This is a genomic window from Lutibacter sp. A80 (assembly GCF_022429645.1).
In the GTDB taxonomy this organism is placed as follows: Bacteria; Bacteroidota; Bacteroidia; order Flavobacteriales; family Flavobacteriaceae; genus Lutibacter.
The window spans coordinates 1,638,609-1,661,055 of record NZ_CP092480.1 but is presented as its reverse complement, the minus strand read 5'-3'; the positions used below and the strand labels follow the sequence as shown (position 1 = coordinate 1,661,055).

The window sequence follows — 22,447 nt, the reverse complement described above, 5'->3', positions numbered from 1 at the left end:
CCTGACAACCAATTTTAAATAACACTTAGACTCCGCTCAGTAACTGATCACTGAGCGGAGTCTCAGCTTAGGTTAACTAAATTATTATTTTACCATCAACTATCAACTAATCTCCAATTTCTATTCTAATACCTTCACTATGGCTGCTAAATTCTGGAGCATACATACTTTGTATGGTTGTAATTCCGTTGCTGAAGTTTCCTGCATTGTTTACGCGTAAATCGTATTCAAAAACATACACACCTTTTGGTAAACGCTCCATAAAAAAGTTAGTTGATGCATCTTTTGTGCTTTCGTAATAACCTAAACCATCTTGCCATTTGTAGCTAGAGATTACATTTATAGGTTCTAAACCACTTGCTCGCATATCTTTCATATGTACAAATTCCATTGGTCTATCAACTTTTAATTCAATGCGAACTGTAATTAAATCACCTAATTTTAAGTTAGAAGTTTCAGTAATTTCTGTTAACTCTTTTCCTGTATCAGTATTCGATTTCAAGAATAATTTTTTACTCAATTTTAAAGGAGTTTCTGCTGAAGTTATTTTATCTAAATCTTCAAAATATTGCCAATACAAACCGCCCCAAGCAATGCCTTCGTCTTTTTTAGAAAGCGTTACTTCTCCCATTTCTGAAGTAATTTCATTGCCACTCCACGAAGTTTTAAAATAACCTGTTCCAGCTTCAACTTTTACGTTTTCTAATTTTGAAGGTTCAATTTTTTTGTTTCCTACTGTTACTTCAACAGATTCATTAATAGATAGCCAATCGCTTCCTTGTAATAATAATGCATACACAGCTACAGTAGTTGCTTTGGTAGTTTTCCAACTATTAGTTTGTTTGTTTTTAAGTAGCCAAATTTTTAATTCATCAACAATTTTTATGTCATTTTCTATTTCAGAAAACACTTCAATTAGTAAGGCTTGTGTTTCAATAGGTGATTGATACCAGAACCAACTTGGTGTATTTTCTTTCCAATACATTCCTAATTCTTCAGAAGTAATACTGTTTTCTTTTAACGATTTTATTATTTCAGAAGTAATTTTAGAATTCTCATTTCTATGCTGAATCAAAGCAATCATCCCTTTTGAATATAAGTTGAAGTTTGTCCAATATGTAGCAGATTGATTTGTGTAATAATCTACTGCCGTTTGAACTTTTGTAGGAATTTTAATTTCACTATAAAAACTACGCATATATAAATAATGTAATTGTGTATGCCCTAAATGGTTTTTAGCTAAATATTCTTGCTCAGCTTTTATACCTTTCGCTGTTGTTTTTTCTTTTTCTCTAATTTTTTTAGCTTCTGACAAAAGTTTGTTATAATCTTCTAAAATCTCATCATCTAAAAATTCAACAGCCTTAACAATCATTTTATCAGTTTCAGAAGTTTCAACAATATTTAATTGTTTTAAATGTCCATAACTAGAAGCAATGTGCTGCGTAATATATCTATTAGGATAATTACTTCCTTTAAACCAAGGAAAACCACCGTTAGAGAATTGTAATTGTTTTAATTTATTGAGTGCGATTTCTTGTTCGTTTTTCATTTTATTTAAATCGAACAATAAAGCAATACGTTTTTTTTGTTCGGTTTCACTTTGTGCATCACGTAACCAAGGAGTTTCTTGAATAATAATAGATTTCAACTCTTCATTTTTCTCTAAATTAGAAACCAACTCATCGCTTGTTTTCCATAAATTAAATACTTCTTGAATGCGTGGATTTGAATTTGCAATATGACTTGCCAGTGTGTTTGCATAATAACGCGAGAATGTTTGTTCAGCACATTCATACGGATATTCCATTAAATACGGTAAACTTTGCACGGCATACCAAGCCGGATTTGATGTGATTTCTAACGTTAATTTGTGATTTTTTAATGTTCGGTCGCTGAGCGGCGTCGAAGCACTATTCACTAATTTATCTAAAGAGAATGTTTTAGTTTGATTACTGCGAACCCACATAGGTAAAGTTTCGGTAACCAACATTCTATTTGATAATACCGGTAATACATTTTGTTCTCCATCGGAAAATTCACCTGCTTTTGCTACAATTTTATATTGTACAGCTTGAATAGTATCTGGAATTGTTAATGTCCAATTAACATTTGTATTGCCTTTTGCATCAATCATAAAATTTTTGGAAGTTACATTTCCATCTATTAAATGATTGATTTCTTCACCAGAAATAGCATCCGTTAAAACTAATTGAGCAGTTCCGTTTAAATTTTTGTCTGTAATGTTTGAAATTTTACTAGAAAATTGAATGATATCACCTTCACGTAAAAAACGAGGAGGATTTGGTAATACCATCAGTTCTTTTTGAGTTACGGTGGTTAATGTTTTGGTTGAAGCTGCTAATTCTTTGGTATGAGCTAATAATTGTAATTTCCATTGTGTTAAAGCTTCTGGCATTGTAAAACTAAAGCTTACGTTTCCATCTTTATCTGTTTTTAAATGTGGAAAGAAAAAAGCAGTTTCGTTAAAATTTGTACGAATTTTTACTGTTGAAACGTCTGTTTTTTTATTTTCTAAAATTTCATTTTCATCTTTTTTTGTTCCATAAGCAACTGTAACAACTTCCTCAAGATCTTCTTCATTTTCTTCTACAGCCATAATCATATCTGAAGCAACTACGTTGTTATTAACACTTTTAAATTTTTGGATTGAGCTAACACCTCTAATTAGGATTTGGTTTCTATTTAATTGTAAACCAAACCAATTTAAAGCATCAAACTGTTGTTGTATTAGTCCGTAATAAGTATTTTCTAAATTATTAATTTTGAAGCGAGAAGTTTGAAAACTTTGATACGCTCTTTTGCTAGTTTGGGCATAATAAGCAGGACGTGAATTTGGGTAGAATTGCCAATTATGCGATTTAAATTGATCTAAAGAAGCATCGTACATACTTGCTAATAATTCAGCTGCTACTTTTTCTCCTTTATTTCCTTTTAGTTTAAAACTCCAAGTTTCGGTTTGTCCAGGTTGTAATTTATCTCTAAATGTGAGTGTTTCTATTTCCAATTCTTTTACAGGATATGGAACCACAATTGGCAATGTGCCGTTTTCAAATGTGTTGAAATTTGTAAAACTATAATGAATTGCAAATCCGCCTAAATCATTTGTTGTAACAGGAATTTTTAGTGTTTTAATTTGATTATTTAAATGAATTATTTGAGTGTCAACTATTTTATCATTTTTTTCAATATCAATAGTTACTGTTAAATCTTTTGAAGCAGATCCAACTTTTAAAGTTACAGTTTCGTTAGGTTTATAGCTGTTTTTATTTAGAGAAATAGAGAATAATTGCTTGTCTGAAACTTGTTTGTCATTTTTACTAAATACCGTAATTAATTGCTTATCGGTAACCAATTGACCAAATTTATCTTTACTTTCTAATTCTATAATATATTTACCCGATTCCCAATTTTTAATTTTTTTAAGTGCAATTTCTGTACTATTTTCGGTGTTAAAATTGGTATTAAAAACAAGGCTGCTTTTTTTCCAATTTGCTGCATTATCTTCATTAGAAAAAGCTTCATTTGGAAATTTAGTTTTAAATTCTTCAAAAGTATATAATTGGTAATCTGGTGCAGTCCAAACACGTTTTCTTAAAACGTTTTCTGGAGCTTGTAGCTTGTATATTTTTACACTTCCTTTAGCCGAAATAGTTTGATTATTTAAGTTTTTAGTTTCTATTTTTAGCAGGTTTTCTTTAGTGTCTTTATCAATTGGGCTGTCTATATTAATTTCAGCAGTTAATGCGTGGTAACCTACTTTTACTACTGTAGAAGCGCTTCTGGTTTCACCATTTATATCGGTAACATCTGCAGTTACTTCATAATAAAAAATTGGTAGATTTTCTTTATCAATGCTTTTATCTGCTAAAGCTTTAAAAGTGATATTGTAATTTCCTTCAGCGTTTGTTAAGGTTTCTCCATAAGTAATTTCTTGTGGTTCTGAAGGAGTAAAATAAGGTCTGTACCAATAAAACCATCTTGGATAGATTACTTTTCTATGAACTCGGTATGTTACTTTAGCATTAGAAATAGTACTACCTGCATACGCCATAGCATTTCCTGTTATTGTAACACTATCGTTAATTTTATAAGTTTCGGTTATAGGATTAAAATTGGTTTCAAATTTTGGGCGTTTATATTCTTCAACAGAAAAATAATAACGTTGGTAAGTATGTCCTAATTGAATTAATTGAATAGAATATTGCCCTAAAAGTCCGTTGGTTGGTAGTATAAATTCACCACTAATAGCACCAAATTCGTTGGTGTTTAAATTTAGTTCGCTTATTTTTTCATTATTTACATTATATAGTGAGGCCGTTACAAACTCGTCTGTGTAAGGTGTTGACTTATCATCGTCTTTTTCAATAAAAATACCTTTAAAATAAACTGTTTGGCTTGGTCTATAAATACTTCTATCCGTAAATAAGAATGTTTTTATTGTTATATTGTTTTTAGGCTCCGTGTAGTTGTAATTACTAAAATAATAATCACCAAAACGAGCTTTATCATGTTCGGTATTAATATAAATTACAACATTTCTATTTGAATCTGTTGAAGTAAAACTCAATTGCCCATTTTTGTCGGTCGTATAATTTTTATTAATAGGGTTGTTATAACGTCCGGTATTGTAGTTTTTTATGTTCACTTTTGCACCTGCAATAGGTTTTCCATTATTTCTATCAACTACTTGGTACGTATAATTGTTATTTAAGCGGTTTTCAATCAAGGCAAGATTTGTAACCTGGATTGTAGTAGTGGCAAAAAGACTTTCTTCGTTTACGCTTTTAATGGTAGATGCGTAAATTAGGTATTGCCCATTTTTTAAAGGTGGAATTGCAATTTCGGTAGCATGTTGCTGATAATCGTTTTCTGTTTTTAGGGTTTGTTGAAAAGAATTAAATTGATTTAGTTTTTTGATAAAAGCTATTTTTTCGTTGTTATTATAGATTTTATTAAAACTTGAAAGTTGGTTTTCTGAGATAGTATAAATTGTAAAATATAGGTTTTCAATATTTTTATAATTTACTAAAATCTTACTGTTTTTTTCTATTGGAATATGTTTTTCGGTAGTTATATCTAAACTGCTTTTTAAAATTCGTTGTTTTAATTGCTTGCAATTTTTTGCACCAATACTTTCAGGAAATCGTTCAATTGCAATTTCACATATTTTTAAGGCTTCAATATTTTTAAATTGATTTTTGGTATTGCTTGTTGCGTTATATTTAGAAGCTTCATTGGCATAAATAGTAGCAATTTCAAAATCGATCAATGTTGCTGTTTCGTTTAAAGAAAATTCATTTTTTAATTGTTGCAATGCTGCTAAAAAATGTTCATCTTTTTGGTTAACTATAGCATGTTCTTTTACAAATTTTAAACGTTCTATATCTGCTGAAATTAAAGCATCTATATTACCGCTTTTAGTATGAAAAGCAAGTATATTTTGATATATTTTTAATGCGTTTAATTGTAAAGAAAGACTGTCTTTTACTTTTAATTCTAATAGAGAAAATGCTTTGTTATTATTAAAATACGTGTCATTGTCAATTTCGAATTTATAATTAGCTTGTGTAATAGCAGTTTCAGAAGTTTTGTAAAATTTTAAGGCATTATGATTTAAAAAATCGAATAAAGTTGGTCTAAACTTTTTTGAATTTTTTTGAAGGTTTAAAATTTCATCAAACTGACTTAAATCTGTTTGTTGAGCTACCAATCCGTTTTGTAAAGAATTTTGAAAATGCGTATGAATCTCTGTAAAAATGGTTTGTAAATCCCAAGTTCTAAAATCTACAGAATCAACCTTTTCAGTTGTTTTTATTCTGTTGTAAAATTTATACCTATTTTGTTGAAAATACTGCCAATATAAGTTAGCCAAAACACTTTCTAATATGTTTTTTGTTGGAAATTTAGCTGAGTTAATTTCCGTTTTAAATGAATTTATAATCGTTAATTGAGCCTCTTCTTCAAGTGTTAAAGCGTATTTAGATTGGTGTAATAAAGCTTTTATAATTTGTGGGCTGTTATTTTCTTCTTTCGCTTTTGTATAAATTTCATTAACAACTTTTAAAGCAGATTTTGGAAGTTTATCAGTTTCAAATTGAGTCACTTTAAGCCAAAGTTTGTCGTAATTATTATAACTTTTTTGAGCATTAGTATTGTTAGAAAATAAAAATAGCGACATAATTATTAAAGTGAATTTTTTCATATTGAATTTATTTATACAATTAGGTAAAATAATTGTTAATTGAAACTATTAAATTTATAAAATTAAATTACGTATTTGTACTTTTACCACATTAATTAAAAACACGTATGAATTTACATTTTATTGCCATTGGCGGAAGTGCCATGCACAACCTTGCTTTAGCACTATTACAAAAAGGATACCAAATTACTGGAAGTGACGATACTATTTTTGAACCTTCAAAATCTCGTTTAGAAAAAAAAGGGTTATTACCTAAAGAATTTGGTTGGTTTCCAGAAAAAATTACTAAAGATTTAGATGCCATTGTTTTAGGAATGCACGCAAAAGCAGACAATCCAGAGTTGTTGAAAGCTAAAGAATTAGGTGTTAAAATATATTCATATCCCGAATTTTTATATGAACAGAGCAAAGATAAAACACGGGTTGTAATTGGTGGTTCTCATGGTAAAACTACTATAACTTCAATGATATTACACGTATTAAATTATCATGAAATTGAAGTAGATTATATGGTTGGTGCACAGTTAGAAGGTTTTGATACGATGGTGCATTTAACTTCAGAAAATGAATTTATGGTGTTAGAAGGCGACGAATATTTGAGTTCTCCAATAGATTTGCGACCTAAATTTCATTTATACAAACCAAATATTGCGCTTTTGAGCGGTATTGCTTGGGACCATATTAACGTATTTCCAACATTTGAAAACTATGTAGCGCAATTTTCTATTTTTACAGATTCACTAATTAATGGTGGAATTATGGTTTATAATGAAGAAGATGTAGAGGTAAAAAAAGTAGTAGAAAATTCTGAAAGTCCAATTAAAAAATACCCATATAAAACGCCAGATTACAAAATTATTAATGGTACTACCTTTATAGAAACTGCTGAAGGTGAAATGCCGCTTGATTTTTTTGGAAAACATAATTTACAGAATATGGCAGGAGCAAAGTGGATTTGTCAACATATGGGTGTTGGAGAAGACGACTTTTATGAAGCTATCGCTTCATTTAAAGGAGCAAGTAAGCGTTTAGAAAAAATAGCTGAAAATGATGATGCTGTAGTTTTTAAGGATTTTGCACATTCACCAAGTAAAGTGAAAGCCACAACAACTGCTGTTAAAAATCAGTACGCAGAACGTAAAGTTATTGCTTGTTTGGAGCTGCACACCTATAGTAGTTTAAACGCAGAATTTTTAAAAGAATATGAAGGTGCTTTAGATAAAGCGGATGTTGCAGTTGTATTTTATTCTCCACACGCTGTTGAAATTAAAAAAATGAAAGAAGTTTCTGCAAATCAAATTAAAACCGCATTTAACCGAGAAGACATAATTATTTATACAAAACCAGAAGAATTTAGATCTTATTTATTCAATCAAAATTTAGAAAATTCCGCATTATTACTTATGAGTTCAGGTGATTATGGTGGATTGGATTTTAAAAAATTAAAAGAATTATTGAAATAACCTTTTAATAAAAGATAAAAGAGTCTTTTATTTTTTATATCTTTGTTTAGATAAATTCTAAATAAGATGAAGGTTTCTCAAAAAACTAAAATATCTGCACTCATTAAAGAAAATAAAGATGTTATAGATACTATTGCATCAATAAATTCGCATTTCAAAAAATTAAAGAACCCTTTATTGCGTCGAGCTTTAGCACCACGAGTTACAATAGCAGATGCTGCTAAAATTGGAGGTGTTACTATTGAAGTATTTTTAAATAAATTAAAAGAAATCGGGTTTCAAGTTGAAAACAGTGCTGTAGAAACTGACTTAACTAAGGAAATTAGTATAAATAAAACAAACTTGGTAAGTTTTGATGTTCGTGCTATTATAGCAGAAGGAAAAGATCCTTTTAAAGAAATAATGCAGAAGATTAAACTGTTAGAAAAAAATCAAACGTTAGAAATTATAAATTCATTTGAGCCTATTCCATTAATTAATGTATTAAAATCTAAAGGATTTAGTACTGAAGTTAAAAGAAAAGATGATTTAGTGCACACCTATTTTCAAAAGGTGGAAGAGGTAGCATTGCATACAGTTGAATCTACTTGTACAACTGAAAATAATTTTGACGATATTTATAAAACGTACATTGGTAAAATGGACTATGTAGATGTGCGTCATTTAGAAATGCCAGAACCAATGACAACCATTTTAGAAAAGTTAGAAACATTACCTAACGATTTTTGTTTGGTAGTAGATCATAAAAAAGTACCTCAATTTTTATTACCTGAATTAAAAGAAAGAAATTTCGATATTTTTTACAATAAAATTGACGAGAATAATATTCAACTATTAATTAGAAAAGCCTAATGAATGGTTTACAAACAAATAATGCGCCGCACAGTAGTGTAGTTGTACCTCATTTTATTTTTGGGGCAATTAGTTTATTAATTCTAGCTGTGTTATTGATTTTGGCTGATGAAAGTTTGTTACAAGCTTACTTTAACACAAAGTTAATAGCTATAACGCATATTGCTGTTTTAGGTTGGGCTTCTATGATTGTTTTTGGAGCATTATATCAACTAATTCCAGTGGTTTTTGAAACCGCTTTGTACAGTGAAAAATTAGCAAAAGTCACCTTTTGGTTTTCAGGGTTTAGCGTGTTGTTTTTATCGTATTCATTTTGGATAGCATCATACGTAACATTATTGCCTTATGCATCGGTTTGTATGTTTTTATCGTTGTTATTATTTGTGGTAAATGTTGGGCTAACTTATAAAAGTGCAACCTTAAAAAACATAAAATCAACCTTTGTAATTACAGCTGTTTTATGGTTATTAATAACCGAGTTAATTGGAACTATAATTGCCTTAAATTTTAAGTTTAATTTCCTTTCTGAAATTCATCTTCATTATTTAAAAATACACGCAACCGTTGGTTTAATTGGTTGGTTTGTACTATTAATTATTGGAGTGGGAGCAACCTTAATTCCAATGTTTTTAATTTCACACGAGTTAAAAGAACAGAAATTAAAATATGCATATTATTTAATAAATGGCGGATTATTAGTAGCTGTACTAAATTGGTTTTTATTTCAGAAGAGTGAATTAGATTATTTAATTCCAAGCTTAATTATTGGTGGAATTTTGTTTTTTGTTTCCTTTATTTATGATTCATACAAAAAGAGATTACGTAAAAAATTAGATGTTGGTATGCAGTATTCTATGCTTGCAATTGCAGCTGTATTTGTACCATTTATTTTTATTGGTTTTATAGTTTTAAATGCTTCTTTTGAAGTTGAATTTATGTACAGAATTATAACTTTTTACGGTTTCTCCATTATTTTTGGATTGATTACAACCTTAATTTTAGGTCAAACTTATAAAACATTACCATTTATTATTTGGTTAAATAAGTATAAAAAATTAGTAGGAAAAACAAAAACACCGTTGCCAAGAGAATTGTATTCGGAAAAAATAGCGAGCATTCAATTTGTACTCTATTTTGTGTTTATTGGAATGTTTGTAGTAGGCTTTTTAATAAATCAATTGCTGCTTATTAAAATAGGAAGCTATGCTTTATTGTTAGTTGCTATTTTATACAATGTGAACATATTTAAAATAATTACCCATAAAGTTAAATCTATAGAAAATGAATAAACAAGAAATTACAGAATTTGAATTAGAACTTTTAGAATTATTAAAAAATGTAATGGATCCAGAAATTGAAATTAATATTGTTGATTTAGGTTTAATTTATGAACTAAACTACGATGGAGAAGCAGAGGTAAATATTGATTTAACATTCTCAACACCATCGTGTCCATTAGGTGAAACTATTATTACCAATATTAAAGAAATAATTTCTCAAAAGCACCCTTCAATTTGCACCAATGTAAATGTGGTTTTTGAACCAAAATGGACAACTGCTAATATTTCAGAAGAAGGAAAACAAATTTTAGGGCTTTAAAATAATTAACATTTTCTCCAAAAGAAAGGTGTAAATAAAATAAGTACAGTAAATAATTCTAACCTACCAATTAGCATTAAAAAAGAACACATCCATTTAGCAGAAATTGTTAGATGAGCAAAATTATCTACAGGACTTACTGATCCAATAGCAGGACCAATATTCCCTAATGAAGAAGCTGCAGCACCCATAGCTGATTGAAAATCTAAGCCCATAAAGGTTAATAATAGGCTACTTCCAATAAATATTAACATATATAATACAAAAAAAGATAATATATTATAAATAATGGATTTAGGTATGCTTGCTCCGTCGTATCTTACGGGGATTATAGCATTTGGATGTAATAATTTTTTAAATTCATAAAAACTACTTTTTATCATTATTACATGTCTCACTATTTTTATTCCACCACTTGTTGACCCTGCTGAACCACCTATAAAAAATAATGAGAAAATAATGGCAGTTACCATAGAATTCCACATTGTAAAATCGGCAGAAACAAAACCGGTTGTAGTTAATACAGAAACTACCGAAAATGCAGCATGTCTAAAAGCATTTTCTGTTACACCCCAAGGGTAGGTATGGTTTAAGCTAGTTTGTAAATTTGCATCTTGATAGTTTACAATTAAAAACGTAATTAATAGGGTCGCTATAATTGTTCCGAATAGGTAATATTTAAACTCTTCACTTTTAAAAACTTTTCTAATTTTTCCTTTTAGAGCAAAATAGGAGAGTACAAAATTTGCACCAGCAATAAACATGAAAATAATAATTATATACTGGATTATGGGTGAAGAATCATAATAAGCAACACTTGTATTTTTTGTTGAAAAACCACCAGTACTCATAGTTGCCATGGCGTGATTTATAGCATCAAACCAAGTCATTCCAGCAATTTTTAAAAGAAAAAACTCTGTGAAGGTTAAAATAAAATAAATTATCCAAAGTCTTTTTGCTGTCTCTGTAATTCTAGGATGCATTTTGTCAGCTGAGGGTCCAGGTGCTTCAGCCATAAATAACTGCATTCCTCCAATTCCTAATAAAGGTAATATGGCAACGGTTAAAACAATAATTCCCATACCACCAATCCAATGTGTTGCACTACGCCAAAATAAAATTCCCTTTGGTATAGATTCTATATCGGTTAAAATAGAAGACCCTGTTGTTGAATATCCAGAAATTGTTTCAAAAAAAGCGTTGGTATAAACCGGTATGGTGTTTGTAAAAACATAGGGTAATGTTCCTGTTATGGTTAGCATAAGCCATCCTAAAGTAACAATTAAATAACCTTCTTTTTTCCCAAGATTTTTTTTTGCATTTCTATTAAAAAACCATAGGATAAAACCAATAAAAATAGTTAATAATCCTGCTTGTAGTATTCCCCATTTTTCAGATTCTCCATAATACATGCTAAAAGGAACGGCAAAAAGCATAAATGCTCCGTTTAACATAGAAGTTAATCCTAAAAAACTAATAATAATTTTTAAATTAAGACCTTTCATGAATTAGTTAAACAATTTTTCTACTTTATGAATAGCTTCAGGTAGGCAGAAAACAACTGCTTTGTCTCCAGCTAATATTTGAAAATCTCCAAAAGTCATATGCGCTACACCATTTCTAATAACACCACCAAAAACAGCTTTTTTGGTAATATTTATGTCTTTTACTAGTTTTTTTGTAACGGATGAATTTTCTTTTACTCTAAATTCTAAAACTTCTGCATCTACATTATGTAAGTTGGCTAGTTTTAAAACATCTCCTTTTCTAACATGTTTAAAAATAGCACTTGCAGCTAATAGTTTTTTGTTTATAAGGGTGTCAATACCAATGGTTTGTGAAATATTGATATAGTCCATGTTTTCAACCAAAGCAATGGTTTTTTTAACCCCTTTAGATTTTGCAACTAAACACGACATTATATTTGTTTCCGAGTTTCCTGTTACGGCTATAAAGGCATCCATTTCAGAAATATTTTCTTCTTCTAAAAGCTCAACATCACGTCCGTCTCCTTTAATAATTAATGCATTGGGTAGCTTTTCAGCAACTTCTTTTGCACGTGTTTTATTAATTTCAAGTAGTTTAATATTAAATTTATTATCGCATAAGTTTCGTGCCGCTTTTACTCCAATTTTTCCACCACCTAAAATCATTACATGTTTTACTCCAAATTGGGTTTTTCCCATTAATTTGTAAAGATTTTTTATACTTTCTTTTGGTGTTGAAAAATAAATTTGATCGCCAGCATGATAAACAGTATTTCCTCTAGGAATTATTGTTTCGTTACTGTTTTCTGGTTTTATAGCAATGGTTATAAACTCTATATCGTGAAATTTTTTTCTAGCTTCTTGTACTGTTAGGTTAATTAAAGGTGAATTATATTCCAGAGTGCTTCCTAAAATATTTAAGGTACCATTTTCAAATTGAATAGTATCATTAAAAGCAGATTGATTTAGGAGCATTTTAATTTCATCTGCAGCTAATTCCCCAGGAGAAATCATGCTATCTATACCAATTTCAGAAAAATCTATTTCAGAACTTTGAGTAAATTCGTGATTAGAAATTCTGGCAATAGTTTTTTTAACACCTAATTTTTTTGCTAAAACAGCAATTGTAAAATTTGTATTTTGAGATTCTGTTACCGCTAAAAAAATATCGGCTTTATCTATATTAATTTCTTTTAGTAGCTTAATTGAAGTTGCGTCACCTTTTTTTGTAATTACATCAATATGATTACTTGCATATTCTAGTTTTTCAATATCGGTATCAATTAAATAAATATCTTGAGCTTCAAAAGAAAGAAGCTTTGCTAAATGAAATCCAACATCTCCAGCGCCAGCAATAATAATTTTCATGACTTAAAATTTAATGCAAAGATATTATATCTTATTTTCAAAATATTGATTTTAGACATTAAAATCAGTTAATAAACTTAATTTAATATAAATTTAAAATTTTATTTTTTACTTCTTCGCAATAAGTTCTTCCAAAAGGATATCTAACCCCAGCTATTTCAACGCTATTTCCTTCTATAGTATCAATTTTATCAATAGCAATTGTATAGGATCTATGTATGCGTATAAAGTTATCTTGAGGTAGTTGTTTGGTAAAACTTGAAAGGGTTTGGTGTATAATAAATCTATTATCAACAGTGGTTATTTTTAAATAGTCTTTTAAACTTTCAACAACTAAAATTTCATCTAAATAGATTTTTTTCATTTTCTTTTTATCAATTTTGATAAAAAAATATAGTTTTTCAGGTTGTTGTTTGTTTACTGTTTGTTTGTTTAAATTTTTAGAAACTTTGTTTATTGCCTTTACAAATCTTGGAAATGGAATAGGTTTTACCAAATAATCTAAAACATCTAATTCGTAAGATTCTACAGCATATTCAATATGTGCTGTGGTAATAATTATAAGTGGCTTTTTTTCTAGGGATTTTATAAAATTTAAACCATCCAATAAAGGCATGTTTATATCTAAAAAAATAAGATCAACCGCATTATTTTTAAAAAAAGATAAAGCTTCAACAGCGTTAGTAAAAGTTTTTACTAATTCTATATCATTAAATTCTTTTAAATGATTTTTTATAACATTTATTGCTAGGGGTTCATCATCAATTATAACGCAGGTTGTTTTCATTTTAGTTTAATTTTAAGAGCCACTATAAATAAATTGTTTTTTTGTTCAATATTTAAATTGTATTCTTTTTTTTGATAACCCAAAGCTAACCTTTTTTTTACATTTTCTAAACCAATTCCACCTGTAGTTTTTTCTTCATGTTGTTTCTGTGTTGTTGTAGTTGGTATTGGGTTTGATATTGTAAAGTAAAGAAAATCATCTTTAATTAAAAAATCAATATCAATTTTAGTTTTACCTATATTTTTGTTTGCACCGTGTTTAAATGCGTTTTCAATAAAGGAAAGTAATAGCATTGGAGCAATTTTTTTGTTTGATATATCTCCAGAAATAGTCATATTTACTTCTAAATTATTATCAAATCTAATACGCTCTAAGTCTAAATAATTTTGAATGCTAATAATTTCTTTTTCTAAAGTTTGCTTACTTTTTTTTGTTTCGTATAAAAAATAACGCATTAACTCTGATAGTTTCAGAATTATTTTTGGTGTTTTTTTAGAGTTTTCTAAAGAAAGTGAATAAATATTGTTTAAGGTATTAAAAAAGAAATGAGGAGAAATTTGAGTTCGTAAAAATAATAATTCGGTTTCTAGCTGTGTTTTTTCTAAATCCGTAACTCTTTTATGTTCCTTTAACCAATCCATGGTAATTTTAATTGCAGTAACAAACGTAATTACATACAACTCACCAATCATCATATCTATAGAATAATTTAAGGTTAACTTGCTAATAACTTCGGTTCCTTCAGGCCAAACATTTTCACTTACTAAGTAATATGTTAAATTAAACTTTACAAGTAACATGGTAAAAAGAGACAGTACAAGTAAAATAATATAGGTTAAGTATTTTTTTTTAAATATAAAATTAGGCATAAACACATATACATTTAAATAACTTAAAGTCATGTGTATTGGAAAGCCAATAAGGTTTGTTTTTAGAGAATATAGGTAATCATCAAAATAACTTCCCCAACGGAATGTGTTAAAAATAAAATATAAAGACCAAAATATTATATGATGTCTTAAAGATATTTCTTGAATTTTAGATGAAATTGATGTGGCTTTATAATTTGTTACCGACATTGTTTTTTTAACTTTTTTTAATGTTTAACCTTGTTTATGTGTAGTACGTCTAATTTTTTTTTTAAAATCACTAAAATAAGTAATATTTATAACTATAATTAAAATCCAAAATTTAAAATTCGAAAAATGATGAAAATAAAGCAACTACAATTACTTTGTTTAATAGGAATTTTGTTAGGAATTAGTTCTTGTAAAGATTCTACAAATGAAGCAAAAATAATTCCTCAAAAAAATCTTACAAAATTTGTAGATCCTTTTATTGGAACAGGTGGACATGGTCATACATATCCAGGGGCAACGGTGCCGTTCGGAATGTTACAGGTGAGTCCAGATAACGGTATCTCTAGTTGGGATTGGTGTTCTGGTTATCATTATTCAGATTCTATAACTATTGGTTTTAGTCATCTGCATTTAAGCGGAACTGGAATTGGAGATTTAGCAGATATCCGTTTAATGCCAATAAATAAAAAGGTTGATTTAGCTACACAAATTAAAACAAGAGATGATATTCCTTATAAATCTTTCTATTCTCATAATCAAGAAAGTGCTTCGCCTGGATATTATAGCGTAAAGTTAAAAGATTTTGATATAAATGTAGAATTAACATCTAGTTTAAGAACCGCTTACCATAAATATACTTTTGCAGAAAAAGATGAACAATCTGTAGTAATTGATTTAGGTTTTGCTATTAATTGGGATAAAACAACGGCTTCAAAAATAACTATATTAGATGAAAATACCATTTCGGGATATAGACATTCTACGGGTTGGGCAAAAAATCAAAAGGTATTTTTTGTTGCACAATTTTCTAAACCAATAAAAACATATCAATTGGTAAATGATGGTGCTTATAAAAGTAATGTAACTACTGTTGAAGGTGAAAAGGCTTTTGCACAACTCTTTTTTAATTCAGAAAATTCTAATCAGCTTTTAGTAAAAGTAGCCGTTTCATCGGTTAGCGAGGCCAATGCTTTAGAAAATTTATCAAAAGAGACAATTGATTTTGAAGCTATAAAAAATGAGTCTTCTAAAATTTGGAATAAAAATTTATCAAACATCACCATTGAAACAGATAATGAAGATTTAAAAACAATTTTTTATACAGCATTGTATCATACGCAAGTTGCTCCCGTTACTTTTAGCGATGCAAATAATGAATTTAGAAAAGAAAACGATGAAATTATAAAAGCCGATGATTATACGGCATATTCAACGTTATCTCTTTGGGATACGTTTAGAGCAGAACAACCTTTATTAACATTTTTAGCTCCAGATAAAGTTTCGGACATTATAAATACAATGTTAGAATATTACCAAACAAATAAAAAATTACCAGTTTGGACCTTATATGGAAATGAAACCAATACAATGACAGGTTATCACTCAATTCCAGTAATTGCTGAAGCTTATGTAAAAGGTATTAAAGGTTTTGATATTAATAAAGCTTATGAAGCTATGAAAACCACAATGATGCAAGACGATAGAGGTTTAGAGTATTATAAAAAATACGGATATATTCCTCACGATTTATTAGATGAATCTGTAACAATAACCTTAGAATTTGCTTATAACGATTGGTGTGTAGCTCAAATAGCTAAAGAATTGGGTAAGGAAGAAGATTATACGTATTTTCTAAATCGTTCTAAAGCATACCAACATTTATACGACTCAGAAACAGGTTTTATGCGTGGTAAAAATGCAAAAGGTAATGCTTGGAAAGAACCATTCGATCCAAAATATTCAGCACACAGAGTGCATGCAGAGTATACAGAAGGTAATGCTTGGCAACATAGTTGGTTTGTTTTGCATGATGTTGAAAACCTAATTAAATTACATGGAGGCGAAGATAAATTTACAGATAAATTAGAGCAGCTATTTACAGAGTCTTCAGAAATTACAGGAGATAATGTTTCGGCAGATATAACGGGGTTAATAGGACAATATGCACACGGAAACGAACCAAGTCATCATATTGCATATATGTACAATTATGCAAATAAGCCTTGGAAAACGCAATATTGGGTGCGCGAAATTTTAAAAACACAATACAATACAACTCCAGATGGTTTAAGTGGAAATGAAGATTGCGGACAAATGTCGGCATGGTACGTATTTAGTTCTATGGGCTTATATCCATACAGTCCTGCTTCTGGAGAGTATCAAATAGGAAGTCCATTATTTAAATCTTCAACAATTAAAATTTCTGAAGATATTTCATTTACAATAAAAGCAGAAAATGTTTCAGATGAAAATATATATATTCAATCTGCTACATTAAATGGAAAAGTATTTAATAGTACTTCAATAAGCCATAAACAAATTTTGCAAGGTGGTACACTTCAATTTGTAATGGGAAACACTCCAAATAAAAATTGGGGAATCACTAATTAAGAATATTAATAAGGATGGATATAATTGACGCATCAATAATTGCGATTTACGTTTTACTAACACTTTTTGTGGGGATTTGGGTATCTAAAAAAGCATCAAAAGGTTTAAATTCCTATTTTTTAGGAGGAAATAATATTAAATGGTATTTTCTGGGTTTAAGTAACGGTTCTGGAATGTTTGATATTTCGGGAACAGCATTAATGGTAGGTTGGCTTTTTCTCTACGGAGCTAAAAGTTTTATGTTAATGTGGTTGTGGCCAATTTGGAATCAAATTTTTATAATGATGTTTTTAGCCGTTTGGATACGAAGGTCTAATATTATGACAGGTTCCGAATGGATTTTAACTCGTTTTGGAGATGATAAGGCTGGTAGAGCTTCTCATAAAATTGTGGCAATTTTTGCCGTAGTTGCAGCAATTGGTTTTATAGCTTACTTTTTTGAAGGTGTTGGTAAGTTTATGACTGTTATTTTACCTTGGGATTTTACCTTACAAATAGGAAATTCTATCCTTTTTAATTCAGAACAATCATATGCTTTAATTATTATTTTTCTTACAACAATTTATACCATAAAAGGAGGAATGTTTTCTGTTGTTGCTACTGAAGTTTTACAATACGGTATTATGGTAATTGCAGGTGTGTTAGTGGCGGGGTATGCTTTTTTTGCATTTAGTGATGTAGAAATAAATAGTGTAATTACATCCGAATGGAAAAATGTATTTTTTGGTTGGGAATTAGATACACATTGGGATAGTTCAAAATACCAAGCTTTTAACGATTTAGTCGATTCTGAAGGTTATAAAATGTTTGGTGCTTTAATTGGGATGAGTTTATTTAAAGGATTTTTTGCAAGTATTGCTGGTCCAACTCCTAGTTTTGATATGCAACGTATTTTATCAACAAAAACGGTTAAAGAGGCAGCGTATATGGCTGGTTTTACAAATTTAATATTATTTATTCCAAGGTATTTATTAATCGGAGGAGTTGTTGTTATTGCCTTAGTTGTATTGGCACCTGAAATGATTGCTAATCCAAATTTAACAGGAGCAGATTTAGAAATTATTTTACCTAGAGTTATTAATTTTCATGTACCAGTAGGTATTAAAGGACTGTTGTTAGCCGGATTGTTAGCAGCATTTATGTCAACTTTTTCAGCCTTTGTAAATGCAGGGCCTGCATATATTGTAAACGATATTTATAAAAAATATTTTAAACCAGAAGCCACCGATAAACATTATGTAAAAGCAAGTCATATCGCTTCATTTATAGTGGTTGGTTTAGGTGTTTTTATGGGCTTTTTTGCAGATTCAATTAACTCGTTAACATTATGGATAACAAGTGCGCTTTTTGGAGGTTATGTGGCAGCAAATTTTTTAAAGTGGATTTGGTGGCGCTTTAACGGTTGGGGATACTTTTGGGGAATGTTAGCCGGTTTAATTATTGCTAGTTTGCAGTTTTTATTAGATCAAAATAAAGGTAATTTTACAGAAGGTTCAATGCTTTATGATTTATCTAATATTTCAGCTATTTATTTATTTCCAATTATATTTGGTTTTTCGTTGTTGGGTTCTTTTTTAGGAACGTATTTAAGTGCTCCAACAAATATGGAAGTGCTAAAATCATTTTATAAAAATGTACATCCTTGGGGATTTTGGAAACCCGTTTTAAATGAATTAAAAAAAGATGATAAAACAGCTGAAAAAAATTCAGAATTTTGGTTAGATATGATGAATTGTGCTATTGGTATTGTTTGGCAATCGAGTATGATTGTATTACCAATTTATTTAATGATTAGAGATTACCCAAAAATGTGGATTTCATTAGTGGTTTTTATAATCACATCCATAATACTTAAATTTACCTGGTTAGATCGTGTTAGAAAACTGCCTAACTAAATAGTTGAAAATAAAACAAATAAACTTTAAAATATACAATATAGTGAATACAATACCTTGGCAAGATAAACCTAAAGATAGTACTGATGTAATTTGGAGATATACAGAAAATCCAATTATAAAAAGAGATCAAATACCAAGCTCTAATAGTATTTTTAATAGTGCAGTGGTGCCTTTTAAAGATGGTTTTGCTGGTGTTTTTAGATGTGATAATAAAGCAGTTCAAATGAATATTTTTGCAGGTTTTAGTAAAAATGGAATTGACTGGAATATTAATCACGAACCAATAGTGATGCAAGCTGGAAATACTGAAATGATAGATTCTGATTATAAATACGACCCTCGTGTTGTTTTTATTGAAGATAGATATTGGATTACTTGGTGTAATGGTTATAACGGTCCAACAATTGGAATTGGTTACACTTTTGATTTTGTAGAGTTTTTTCAATGCGAAAATGCATTTCTTCCTTTTAATAGAAATGGAGTGCTATTTCCACAAAAAATAAATGGAAAATATGCAATGTTAAGTCGCCCAAGTGATAATGGACACACATCTTTTGGAGATATTTATATCAGTTACAGTCCCGATATGAAATATTGGGGAGAACATCGTTGTGTTATGAAAGCTACACCTTTTGAAGATAGTGCATGGCAATGCACAAAAATTGGTGCAGGACCAATTCCTATTTTAACTAAAGAAGGTTGGTTAATGTTATACCATGGTGTAATAAATACTTGCAATGGATTTAGATATGCAATGGGAGCTGCCATTTTAGATGAACATAAACCAGATCAAGTAAAATATAGAACACAACCTTATTTGTTAGGTCCTCATGTAAATTACGAACAAGTTGGTGATGTGCCAAATGTTGTATTTCCATGTGCAGCTTTGCATGATATTAAAGAAGATAAGTTAGCGGTATATTATGGAGCTGCTGATACAGTTGTAGCAATGGCTTTTGGAAAAATAAGTGAAGTAATTAAATACACAAAAGAGAATAGTTTATAAAATTTTAAATATGAAATTTACAAAATTAGTTATTGCCTGTTGCTTATTTACAGTAGTGAGTTGTGCCCAATCAAAAAATAATATGCCCAAAAGTTATATAGCTTACAAAACTTCTGAAACTATTAAAGTTGATGGAGCAGCTACAGAAACTTCTTGGAGTAAAATAGCATGGTCCGATACTTTTATAGATATTGAAGGTGTAAAAGAACCAACTTACAAAACACAGGTTAAAATGATGTGGGATGAAACGTACTTTTACATTTTAGCAAAAATGGAAGAACCACATGTTTGGGCAGATATTACAGAACACGATGCCATTATTTTTCATAATAACGATTTTGAAGTTTTTATAGATCCAGACGGTGATACGTTTAATTATTACGAATTGGAAATTAATGCATTAAATACTGTGTGGGATTTATTTATTACAAAACCTTACAGAGAGCAAAATGTTGTGTTAAATGATTGGACTTTAACAGGATTAAAATCTGCCGTAAATGTAGATGGTACTTTAAATAACCCAACAGATAAAGATAATGGTTGGACTTTAGAAATAGCAATACCTTGGAAAGCGTATAAAAAATCTTACTTCGAGAAAAATGTGCCAGAAAATAAACATTGGAGAGTTAATTTTTCAAGAGTTAATTGGGATTTTCAGTTGGAAGATGGAAAGTATCAAAGAAAAGAGGATGCTGATGGTAAATTATTACACGAATACAATTGGGTATGGTCTCCACAAGGTGTTATAAATATGCACGAACCTGAAAAATGGGGTTATGTTTATTTTTCTTCAAAAGAAGTAGGCTCAAATGATACATTTACAATTCCTCAAGATGATAGCATAAAACAGCAATTATATAATTTATATAAAGCACAAAGAAACTACAGAGAAAAATACAATACTTGGGCAACAACAATAGATAGTTTAACTAATAAAGCAATTATTGTAAATCATAAAACATTACAGCCAACTCTAGAAAATCATAAAACGGGTTATAATATTTCGGTAAAAAGCCCTTTTACAAACAATACATTAACTATTAAAGAAAACGGTAAAATTATTTCAAATTAAATTTATTATGAAATGAGCATGACCGAAATTTGGTTGTAAACGCCAATGTCGAAATGCGAATTACATATGACTAATTAAAATCAATAAATATTAACATATGAAACTACACAAACTATTATTTTTCGTCTTGATAATAACTATTTTTTCTTGTGAAACCACAAAAGAAAAAACAGATGCATCAACTTCAGAAGGCATTGTAACTGATAACCCTTTTGAATTTGGGGTATGGATTTCAGCTAGTAAAGAAAAAGCGAATGAAGAGTACGCAAAAGAATTTAAAAAGTATAAATCTGCTGGTATTGATGAGGTGTTAATAAACACAGGAACGGATCCAGAATTATTAAAAAGAATTACGCCAATAGCAACTGAAAACGGATTAAAGGTTCATGCTTGGATTATGGCAATGAATCGCCCTGGAGATACTATTGCTTTGAAACATCCAGAATGGTATGCCGTTAGTAAAGAAGGAAAATCTTGTTATGATACACGTCCTTATGTAGGGTACTACCAATGGTTATGTCCAACTAGAGAAGAATCTCGTAACCACGTTTTAAGTTTAGTTGAAGGTTTGGCTAAAGTTGATGGAATTGAAAGTGTACATTTAGATTATATTCGTTTTTCAGATATTTTTTTACCAATAGGTTTATTACCTAAATACGATTTAGTTCAAGATGAAGAATTGCCAGAATTCGATTTTTGTTATTGTGACGCGTGTGTAAGTAAGTTTGAAAAAATACATCATAAAAATCCAAGAAATATTGAAAATACCGATATTGATATGGAATGGAAACAATTTCGTTTAAATGCAGTAAGAGATGTGGTAAACGATGCTTATGAAATTGTTCATAAGTACAATAAAAATTTAACGGCAGCGGTTTTTCCTTATCCAGAAATGGCAGACCATATGGTGCGTCAACGTTGGGATAAATGGACAATTAATGAAGTATATCCTATGATTTATCATGGTTTTTATAATGAAGAGGTAGATTGGGTTGGTTTTGCTACAAAACAAGGTGTTGATGATGTAAAAGATAAAGGAATTGGTGTAAATACAGGGGTTTTTATTCCAGCATTTAAATCTGTTGACGAGTTAAAACAAGCAATTCATTTAGCAAAAGATAATGGAGCAAAAGGAGTTACTTTTTTCGATGGCCCGGCAATAACTGAAGAATATTTAAAAGCAATTAAAGAAACTAAAGAAAGTTTAAAATAATAATTT

The 22,447-nt window shown here is 29.4% G+C and carries 14 protein-coding genes; 9 read left to right on the top strand and 5 right to left on the bottom strand.

Annotated features, from left to right (window positions below; genetic code table 11):
• Positions 1 to 106: 106 nt before the first annotated feature.
• A complete protein-coding gene (locus MHL31_RS07175) occupies positions 107 to 6,226 on the bottom strand; it encodes an alpha-2-macroglobulin (protein WP_240228461.1) in 6,120 nt (2,039 codons plus the stop codon).
• Positions 6,227 to 6,333: 107 nt separating this feature from the next.
• On the opposite strand from MHL31_RS07175, the gene murC reads away from it, so the two are divergent.
• From murC to MHL31_RS07155, 4 genes are all read left to right on the top strand, one after another.
• Entirely contained in the window at positions 6,334 to 7,689 is a 1,356-nt protein-coding gene (murC, locus tag MHL31_RS07170; RefSeq protein WP_240228460.1) for a UDP-N-acetylmuramate--L-alanine ligase, read from the top strand.
• A 66-nt stretch (positions 7,690 to 7,755) separates the two neighbouring features.
• A complete protein-coding gene (locus MHL31_RS07165) occupies positions 7,756 to 8,541 on the top strand; it encodes a DUF2249 domain-containing protein (RefSeq protein WP_240228459.1) in 786 nt (261 codons plus the stop codon).
• Positions 8,541 to 9,830 (top strand): hypothetical protein, encoded by a 1,290-nt coding sequence (locus MHL31_RS07160; protein WP_240228458.1) that lies wholly within the window; start codon positions 8,541 to 8,543, stop codon positions 9,828 to 9,830. Before MHL31_RS07165 ends, MHL31_RS07160 begins: the two co-directional genes overlap by 1 nt.
• Complete coding sequence (locus MHL31_RS07155; protein WP_240228456.1) at positions 9,823 to 10,140, top strand: metal-sulfur cluster assembly factor; 318 nt, start codon at positions 9,823 to 9,825, stop codon at positions 10,138 to 10,140. Before MHL31_RS07160 ends, MHL31_RS07155 begins: the two co-directional genes overlap by 8 nt.
• Positions 10,141 to 10,145: 5 nt before the next feature.
• Here MHL31_RS07155 and MHL31_RS07150 read toward each other — a convergent pair whose 3' ends face one another.
• The 4 genes from MHL31_RS07150 to MHL31_RS07135 form a co-directional block, all read right to left on the bottom strand.
• Entirely contained in the window at positions 10,146 to 11,645 is a 1,500-nt protein-coding gene (locus MHL31_RS07150) for a TrkH family potassium uptake protein (protein ID WP_240228454.1), read from the bottom strand.
• 3 nt (positions 11,646 to 11,648) lie between these two features.
• Positions 11,649 to 12,995, bottom strand: coding sequence for a Trk system potassium transporter TrkA (trkA, locus tag MHL31_RS07145; protein WP_240228452.1), 1,347 nt, complete (start codon positions 12,993 to 12,995; stop codon positions 11,649 to 11,651).
• An 82-nt stretch (positions 12,996 to 13,077) separates the two neighbouring features.
• Positions 13,078 to 13,782: a LytTR family DNA-binding domain-containing protein gene (locus MHL31_RS07140; RefSeq protein WP_240228450.1), complete on the bottom strand. Its 705-nt coding sequence runs from the start codon at positions 13,780 to 13,782 to the stop codon at positions 13,078 to 13,080.
• Positions 13,779 to 14,861, bottom strand: coding sequence for a sensor histidine kinase (locus MHL31_RS07135; RefSeq protein WP_240228448.1), 1,083 nt, complete (start codon positions 14,859 to 14,861; stop codon positions 13,779 to 13,781). Before MHL31_RS07135 ends, MHL31_RS07140 begins: the two co-directional genes overlap by 4 nt.
• A gap of 126 nt (positions 14,862 to 14,987) precedes the next feature.
• Here MHL31_RS07135 and MHL31_RS07130 point away from each other — a divergent pair, with 126 nt between their 5' ends.
• The 5 genes from MHL31_RS07130 (at position 14,988) to MHL31_RS07110 (ending at position 22,441) form a co-directional block, all read left to right on the top strand.
• Positions 14,988 to 17,252, top strand: coding sequence for a GH92 family glycosyl hydrolase (locus tag MHL31_RS07130; protein WP_371824145.1), 2,265 nt, complete (start codon positions 14,988 to 14,990; stop codon positions 17,250 to 17,252).
• Between the two features lie 14 nt (positions 17,253 to 17,266).
• A complete protein-coding gene (locus MHL31_RS07125) occupies positions 17,267 to 19,147 on the top strand; it encodes a sodium:solute symporter family protein (protein WP_240228447.1) in 1,881 nt (626 codons plus the stop codon).
• Between the two features lie 43 nt (positions 19,148 to 19,190).
• Entirely contained in the window at positions 19,191 to 20,156 is a 966-nt protein-coding gene (locus tag MHL31_RS07120) for a glycoside hydrolase family 130 protein (protein ID WP_240228445.1), read from the top strand.
• Between the two features lie 10 nt (positions 20,157 to 20,166).
• A complete protein-coding gene (locus tag MHL31_RS07115) occupies positions 20,167 to 21,228 on the top strand; it encodes a carbohydrate-binding family 9-like protein (RefSeq protein WP_240228443.1) in 1,062 nt (353 codons plus the stop codon).
• 97 nt (positions 21,229 to 21,325) lie between these two features.
• Positions 21,326 to 22,441 (top strand): putative glycoside hydrolase, encoded by a 1,116-nt coding sequence (locus tag MHL31_RS07110; RefSeq protein ID WP_240228441.1) that lies wholly within the window; start codon positions 21,326 to 21,328, stop codon positions 22,439 to 22,441.
• Positions 22,442 to 22,447: the final 6 nt, after the last annotated feature.